This is a genomic window from Burkholderia anthina (assembly GCF_902498995.1).
GTDB classification, from domain to species: domain Bacteria; phylum Pseudomonadota; class Gammaproteobacteria; order Burkholderiales; family Burkholderiaceae; genus Burkholderia; species Burkholderia anthina.
On the sequence record NZ_CABVLY010000028.1, the window covers coordinates 86,423 to 94,225 of the forward strand.

General features: G+C 61.1%; 5 protein-coding genes. All 5 read left to right on the forward strand.

Annotated elements, in window-relative coordinates:
- Positions 1-844: 844 nt before the first annotated feature.
- Positions 845-3,016, forward strand: coding sequence for a T6SS effector phospholipase Tle3 domain-containing protein (locus BME24068_RS28905; protein ID WP_420887568.1), 2,172 nt, complete (start codon positions 845-847; stop codon positions 3,014-3,016).
- Positions 3,013-4,491, forward strand: coding sequence for a virulence factor (locus BME24068_RS28910; protein WP_174928095.1), 1,479 nt, complete (start codon positions 3,013-3,015; stop codon positions 4,489-4,491). The genes BME24068_RS28905 and BME24068_RS28910 overlap by 4 nt, the downstream gene beginning before the upstream one ends.
- Before the next feature lie 69 nt (positions 4,492-4,560).
- Positions 4,561-4,818, forward strand: a complete 258-nt coding sequence (locus BME24068_RS28915; protein WP_174928096.1) for a PAAR domain-containing protein — start codon at positions 4,561-4,563, stop codon at positions 4,816-4,818.
- 18 nt (positions 4,819-4,836) lie between these two features.
- Positions 4,837-5,193 carry a TrfB-related DNA-binding protein gene (locus BME24068_RS28920; protein WP_174928097.1) on the forward strand — a complete coding sequence of 119 codons (357 nt, stop codon included), beginning with the start codon at positions 4,837-4,839 and terminating at the stop codon, positions 5,191-5,193.
- A 172-nt stretch (positions 5,194-5,365) separates the two neighbouring features.
- Positions 5,366-6,850: an aminotransferase class V-fold PLP-dependent enzyme gene (locus BME24068_RS28925; protein ID WP_174928098.1), complete on the forward strand. Its 1,485-nt coding sequence runs from the start codon at positions 5,366-5,368 to the stop codon at positions 6,848-6,850.
- Positions 6,851-7,803: the final 953 nt, after the last annotated feature.

The following is a 7,803-nucleotide window of genomic DNA, read 5'->3' on the forward strand; positions in this document are numbered from 1 at the left end:
TTGCAGGCGTCGAATTCAATCAGCCGACGCCCGAACGATAGGTGCATGGATGCAGATCGGGTATGGAACAACCGGCGAACGCGCCATTCGCGAAATGCAAATAATCGGGACGGGCGCGCGGGGAATGTGGGCGGAGAAGCGCCGTGCGACTGGATGCGGCGTCGAGCCGGCGCTCAATCGCGGATTACGGGGGAATCCCTCATAGACATCGCGGGCGCGTGTGCATGGTCGTGCGGGTTGCTCGATCCGGGTATAGGGTGCGGCTCGTTCGGTGCTCGGCCGGCTGGCCGGCCGGGTAATCGGGGGCAAATCCGGGGGCTCCGGAGCGGGTTCGAGCGCGGGATCTTTCCGATGCGGCAACCGGTTATCGGTCGTTTCGATATGGGACGGGTCTTGTTTTTAGATATTGCCTTCGAATTTAATCAAACAAATAATAATCATGACAATCCTGAAATTCAGACAATGAAAATTGTCTCGGCAAATTTCTCGCACACATAAGAATTTTCAAAAAAATTAAATCTCCTTAAATTCACGCCATCCCGAAATACAAATCGTTTATCTCGACAAACAAGTTTGATATTCTTCGGCGCAAATCTTCCAGCCCCACCTTTTAGCCAAACAACAATTCCATTTCGAACAAATCCTGATTCGGAACAATACGATGAGACCCAATAAGTATCTCTAAGCACATGCAGGAGCCCGGATGACCGATTCACTTCCCGATCTGCGACCGGTAGCGGACGCGCCCACTGACGAACCTGTTACTCAGGTCGATACGCCTGACGCACCTGCGCCCCGCCCCGAACCGCCGCCGATCATCGTCGGCCGTGTCGAAGGGGTAACGATGTTCGCGAAAGGCACACCGCTTATCTGCATCTTGCAAATGCCCTTGCCCGGTGTCGTGATCTTCGTGCATGGCGTGAACTCCGAGGGCGAATGGTTCGATGCGACGGAGGAAGGACTGTGCAAGGGTCTCAATCGCCGGCTCGGGCGGCTCGACGATCAATTGATGTATCACGGCATCGAAGCCGGGCAATTGACGCCGGCGAAGTACACGGAGAGCGTGACGCCGGATGGGTTCTTGAATCCGGATTTACTGGCAGACAACTACATCAAACCGGATCCGTCGTTTTCGCCTGTCATTCACTTCCGGTGGGGCTATCGGGCGACCGGAGCGGAATTGAAGGAGTACGGCGACAAGATTTTCTTGAACGAACAGGACTACTGGGGCGGTGGTCCGTTCACGAACGGCTGTGCGAGCCTGCCCGACCTTTGGCACGGCGGTCTGGACGATCGAACGATGGGATGGATGACGGTGCAAGGCATCAATCCGACCAACCGGCCGCTGTATCGTGCACCGCCCCGTGCATATGGCGTGCTCGCGGCCTTGAGATTGGCCAAATTGATCGAGTCGATCCGGCAGATGCAGGCCGACGTACCCATTACCGTCGTATGCCACAGCCAGGGCAACATCGTCGGCCTCACGGCGGCGTTCTTCGGCGACGCATTCCCCGATGTCGAAGATCCGTGGGGTCGCACGGGGCACTGCGTGGCAGACGCGTACGTGCTTGCGAATGCACCGTACAGCCTTGCGAATGCAGACGGTCCGTACAAATCCGACACGTTCATGGACACGTGGTCGCAACGCGCGACGAAAGACGCGAGCGGTCATCGCGGTCGTCAGACCTACACCGCACGCACCAAAACCTTCGGCAAGTTCCTGTCGATCATCGGCAACCGCAAGGCCTTCGAACAACCGGTGGACAAGGTTGATGAAGACATGAAAAACAAGCGGGTCTCGCCGACGAGCAACCGGTCGTATGCCGCGCAAGAGGATCGCGATCGGAACGGCTTGAATGGATCGACGTATGGCCGCGTCACCGCGTATTGCTGCCCGCACGATCAGGTGATTTCGGCCGTGACGGTTCAGGGCATCGGCTGGCGCGGGATCAGCAAGCACGAACTCGATGACATCGGCGCAGCGGGCATCCTGACGCAGCGCGTGTTCGCATCCGGCTTCCCGGTCGGCGTACAGAAACCCTACCGCTATTGGGAAGACGATTGGCGGCATGGCAAGCCAGGAACGAAGTCGGGCTTCTGGTATCCGCCCTCGCCACCGGCCAAATTCAATTTGATCGGTGCAGTTAAAGGCAATGAGAGTGTTTGGGGGATAGCGACGACGCTGGCAACCGCGCCGCTCATGTTCGTTGTGACCGGCATCAGTTCGGCATTGAACATGCTCCGTGTGAACGCCGATCCGCCAAAGGGCTGGACGGTGGTAGCGGACGCTCCGGCGCTGGATGATCCATTCCCACCGAGGGCATTGCGGTTCGGCAAGCCCGTCGAAACGAAGGACGGCGACGCAGTAAGCGACTTCAACGAAGGTAACGATCCGCCGGCCGCATGGCGCGATGCGAACAAGACCGATGCAGACAAGCGGGCTGACGATCCATACGACCAATACAAGGCAAAGAACGAGGACAGCGTTGCACAAGGCACGGCAGCAACCGAAGCCGGGCAGCGCTACGAGGATCGCGCGTTGATGCGGATGGAGGCGCGTCGCACGCTGAACACCGAATGGCTCGACGGTGACGGCCATGTGATCGGCGAAGACGGCAAAAGCGAAATGCCCGAGGGCTACAAGGAATGGCGCGACAAGCAGATCGTCGATTGGCTCGATCGCGGTGCGACCAATAGCCCGACCAACCATTCAACGACGATGACCAATCCCGAGCATGCCGAGAAGGCGCTTGCGTATGACGTTGCCGTGGGGCGGTGCTATTTAACGGAGAAGCAGCTCAAAGAGTTGCGTATTCAGGCCGACTGGCGCATGGTGGCTGGCGCCCCGGATGACGGTCAGGTCAAGAAATACGCGAAGTATTTCAAATCGGGAACTGTCGATGACCTCCCTATGCACAAATGGGTACATGCAGAGAAAAGCGAGGGGGCGATACCCGACGCGATCGCGGATGAGCGTGAGGGTGAGTTTTATCTAAGGGTCGGGGGTGTGATTTGAAGGCGCTAATCGCTACATGGCCACGCCGTGTTGCCATCGCCGTTTTGACATGGCTGATCACCACCGTGCTGATGGCCACGCTGATGGCACACGTAGAACAACCCGATCCGGCATATTTGGAAATAGGTGATTGGATGAAACGATTCGTTATCCTACCCAGTCTGACTGCACTTATGGTGTTTCTGTTCACCACGGCAATGCGCCCGGTGCAAGCCGTGCCTGCGCAGGAGGCCACGGGCAACGCCGCGCTAGCAGCAGAAGAATCGGCGAGGCCAATCGTTGCACAGGTTGTCGGCCTGATTTGGTTGAATCCCTTGCAACGAAGGGACTATCCGACTGAATGGCAATTGTTGTGGACGCAAGGGCTTGCCGCACCAAACAAGAATGACGACATGGTGCGCACGAAACCCCAAAAATATTCGACGCTTCTGTCCATTGGGGCGTTGGTTTACGGCAACGAAGGCGAGGAAACGTTTAAGGGGTTCTACCATAAATATATGGAGGAATTCCTGGATTTGCTGCGTAACCGCTACGCGATGAACTCTTCCTATTTTTACACGGTTAAACCTAGCGATCCTAAGGATTGGCGTGAACTGTCAGGAATTCACGTTGAATTGGCGATTCCCGAACGGCTCGAAATCGCAGAATCGAGAGAATTCTTGACCAGGGAGATCAAGTCAACCTTCTTGATCGGAAATCCATACTTCCCGACGATGTGGAGCCGCGACGCGCCCCCCGATGTGCACATCACGCAAGGCGGCGCGAACGCCGGCTTTACATCGCTGAACCGGGCATTAGACTACCTGCAGGCGAATCCGGACAAGACCGTATGGGTGATCAACTGGGACGCACCGAGCTTCCCGCCCACGGACGCCCAGATCAACGAAAACCTCGTCGTGCTGTTCCTCGCTGGCCCGAATTTCAACACCGAGCGCGAACCGCTCGCGTGGATCAGCAAGCCCGCAACCGGCAATACACAGGCGTTTGAGCGGAAGGTCGGCACGACGCGCGCCGTACAGGCATGGAAGGCAACCATCGATGAAGCAGCACGCAATGCCGGTGTAGCGGTTCCGGACATCGAATACATCTTCCATGACGCCGGCAAAGCCAGCGACACATCGTCGTCACGCCTTGTTTCGCTCACACGAACGTTGACCGAAACCCTTCCGGAATACGACTACATGAAGCAGACCTTCAACACGGCCGGACTGCTTGGCGACATGGGAACCGGCAGCGCATTGACGAACGTGGCACTCGCGATCGGGCGAATCAATCACTACGGCGGCAACGCACTGGTTGCCGGCACAACCGATCTCGAACATCCCGTCGCGGTTATCGTCAGGCCGCCGTCGAAACTCACGCCGATCGATCCGACCAAAGACTGGTTCCGCGCACGCGGCGGGAACAACGCGTACCTGCCATGGTGGGGCCGTCGACACGATACCGATTACGGAATGCAGGGTTATTCATGGTGATGCGAACCGGCGCGGCGATCGCGCTGCCCACGCAAGCAACCGCCACATGAATCATTCAGAGGAGCATATATGCGAGGAATCATCCGGGTAGGCGACATACATACCCACGGCGGCCAGGTCGAAACCGGCGCGGCAACAAGCAAGGTGATGGGTCACGCAGTCGCGCGCATCGGCGACACGTGTTCGTGTCCGATCCACGGCCCGTGCACCATCGTCGAAGGCGATCCGGAATTCAACGTCGAAGGCCGGGCCGCCGCGTTCAACGGTCACGAGACGTCATGCGGCGCGGCGCTGATTTCGTCACTTCCGAATTCGGGGCGCATCTGAATGCTCGAGCCCCGACGCATGACTGCCGAACAGTTCCGGCGGTTGCGGATGCACGATACCCGGATCAAACCCTTGAACCAGTGGGCCTTGCACGAGATTTTCGTGAAAGGCCGGTCACAACGGGCGCTGGCCGCCGAACTGGGCATGACGCGCTCCGCGATGTCGCAGCTCGTGCGCAAGGCCTGGCAACGGCATCTCGATCGATCGGGCGCCGACACGCGCGTCATCACGCTCACGATCACGATCCCGGCGAAGTACGAGCACGCGCTGCACGCCTGGGTGCGGAACGCACGGCGATCGTCAAATCTGCCCGATCCGCGCAGCATGGAGCGCCGCACCGACGCATGTGCGGCGGTCATGCGGCCACCCGCATGACCGATCCGCCACCCTGACCAACCGGGCCAAACAAAAATAAATTCCATATATCCAATAAAAAACAAAACATCATTCCACATCAAGCTGAATCGCCAGCCAACTTTGGATCCTTTTTCCCCACGCGCCCTCGTATCATTTCTCCCATTCGAAAGAGAAAGATCAAGAGAAGGACATGAGCGATACGACCCCGCTGCACTACCTCGACTATGCCGCCACCACCCCTGCGGATCCCCGCGTGATCGAAGCGATGACGGCCTGCCTCGGCGCCGACGGCGTCTTCGGCAATCCTGCGTCGAGTTCGCACGCGGCCGGCCGGCTGGCGAAGGAGAAAGTCGAGCGCGCACGCGAGCAGGTCGCCGCGCTGATCGGTGCGGATGCCGACGAAATCGTCTGGACGTCGGGTGCGACCGAGTCGAACAACCTCGCGCTGAAGGGCTATGCGGAGAACGCGGCCGACAAGCGCCACATGATCACGAGCCGCATCGAACACAAGGCGATCCTCGACACGATGGCGAACCTGTCGAAGCGCGGGATGACGGCGACTTACCTGTCGCCCACCGCCGACGGCGAGATCACCGTCGACGCGGTCGCCGCCGCGATCGGCCCCGATACGGGCCTCGTGTCGCTGATGCTCGTGAACAACGAGCTCGGCACGCTGACCGACATCGGCGCGATCTCGCGCATCGTGCACGCCGCCGGCGCGCTGCTGCACGTCGACGCCGCGCAGGCGCTCGGCAAGACGCCGATCGACGTGCGCGCGCTCGGCATCGACCTGATGTCGATGTCCGCACACAAGGTTTATGGTCCCAAGGGCATCGGCGCGCTGTTCGTGCGGCGCGACATCGCCGCCCGGATCGCGCCGCAGATCCACGGCGGCGGACACGAACGCGGCCTGCGCTCGGGCACGCTGGCAACCCATCAGATCGTCGGCATGGGCGTCGCGTGCGAAGTCGCCGCCGAGAAGCTCGAGCGCGAAGCCGCGCGGATCGCGGCACTCGGCACGCGGCTGACGGACGCGCTGTTCGCACTCGGCGACGTCACGCACAACGCCGCGGCGGCGCGACGCATTCCGCACACGTTGAGCCTGACGGTGAACGCGCCGGGCTTCTTTCCGTTCATGCTCGGCGATTCGCTGGCCGTGTCGTCGACGTCCGCCTGCAATTCAATGAGCGGCGCCCCGTCCCACGTGCTGACCGCGATCGGTCTCGACGCGAACGCCGCGAGCCGCACCGTGCGCGTGAGCTTCGGACGCTTCACGACGGAACAGGACGTCGATTTCGCGATCGCGTGCTTCCAGCGCGCGATCGAGCAATGCCGGGTCGCGGCATCGACCGGATTCACCGCGTCGCGCCAGATCTGCCCGGCAGACCTGAAGGCGATCCGCAATGCCGGATTCCGCGCGGTGGTCTGCAACCGCCCCGACGGCGAAGACGCCGATCAACCGGCGTTCGAGGAAATCGCAGCCGCTGCCCGCGAGGTCGGGCTCGACGCATACTATCTGCCGGTCGAACGCGATCGCATCGGCGATGCGGAAATCGACGCGTTCGGCGCGCTGGTCGATGCGCTGCCGAAGCCGGTGCTCGCGTATTGCCGAAGCGGAAGCCGGGCGGGAATGCTGTGGAACCGGCTGATGGCCCGCCGCACGGCGACGGCCTGAACGCGTTTCGCGGGGCACGCAACACGACCCGCCAAAGCAGCGCCCCGCTCGTCACGCGCCGTCCGCATTCCGGGCCGGGAAGCGCACGGTTCGCATCGGTTAACGCGCCAATCCCGCGCCGGCTACTCCAGATACTCCAGTTGCAGTGCGATCCAGTCGGACGTCGCGTCGCCGTAGCGCGCCCAGGCATCGGCGGTCAACGCGACGGCAGTTCATCGAAGCCGTTCTCGACCGGAAGATCGAAGGTCCGGTGACACCAGAACGCCACGCGATTCGTCAGCGCGGTTCCTGTGCGTGGTCGCGCGCTTGCCGTCCAGCCAGCCGCCCGCGAGCACGAACGCGCCGATGCAGATGCTCTCGCTTCACGAACCGCTCGATGACCGCGCCGACTCCGCCGTTCCGTGCGCCCCGCCGGCGGCGCCCCGGCAACCGCCCGCTTGCGTCTGACGAATCCGGCTACGTCAGCAGCGCGCGTCGCCGCGCCGGAATCGGTTCCTTGACCGCATGACCCGGTCAAGCCGGCGGCGCCCGCCCGCCGTCTTCGTTGCCGATCCGATCTGTCGCCCAAATGCCGCACCCGCGGCCGCCGCATCCCGCCCGCCGATTCCGTACCCGCCGGTGCCGACGGCGTTCTACCGATTTGTCGCAATCGTTCTTGCGCAAACCCGGCCGCTCTTTTCAAATATGACGCCGGGAGACAGATCACCGCCGTCGTCCGCCGGGCCGCCGCGATGTCGCATCCGGCCCCGCTGAATCCCTTGCAAGACAAGATTCCCCCGCCATGACGGACGCCGTCCGGCATGGCATTTCTCAATCTGCCATTTGCCATTGGAATACGACATGTTCAACCGCTCCACCAGCACCGTCGAAAATGTGGATCCCGAACTCTTTGCAGCGATCGAGCAGGAAAACCGCCGCCAGGAAGAGCACATCGAGCTGATCGCGTCGGAAAA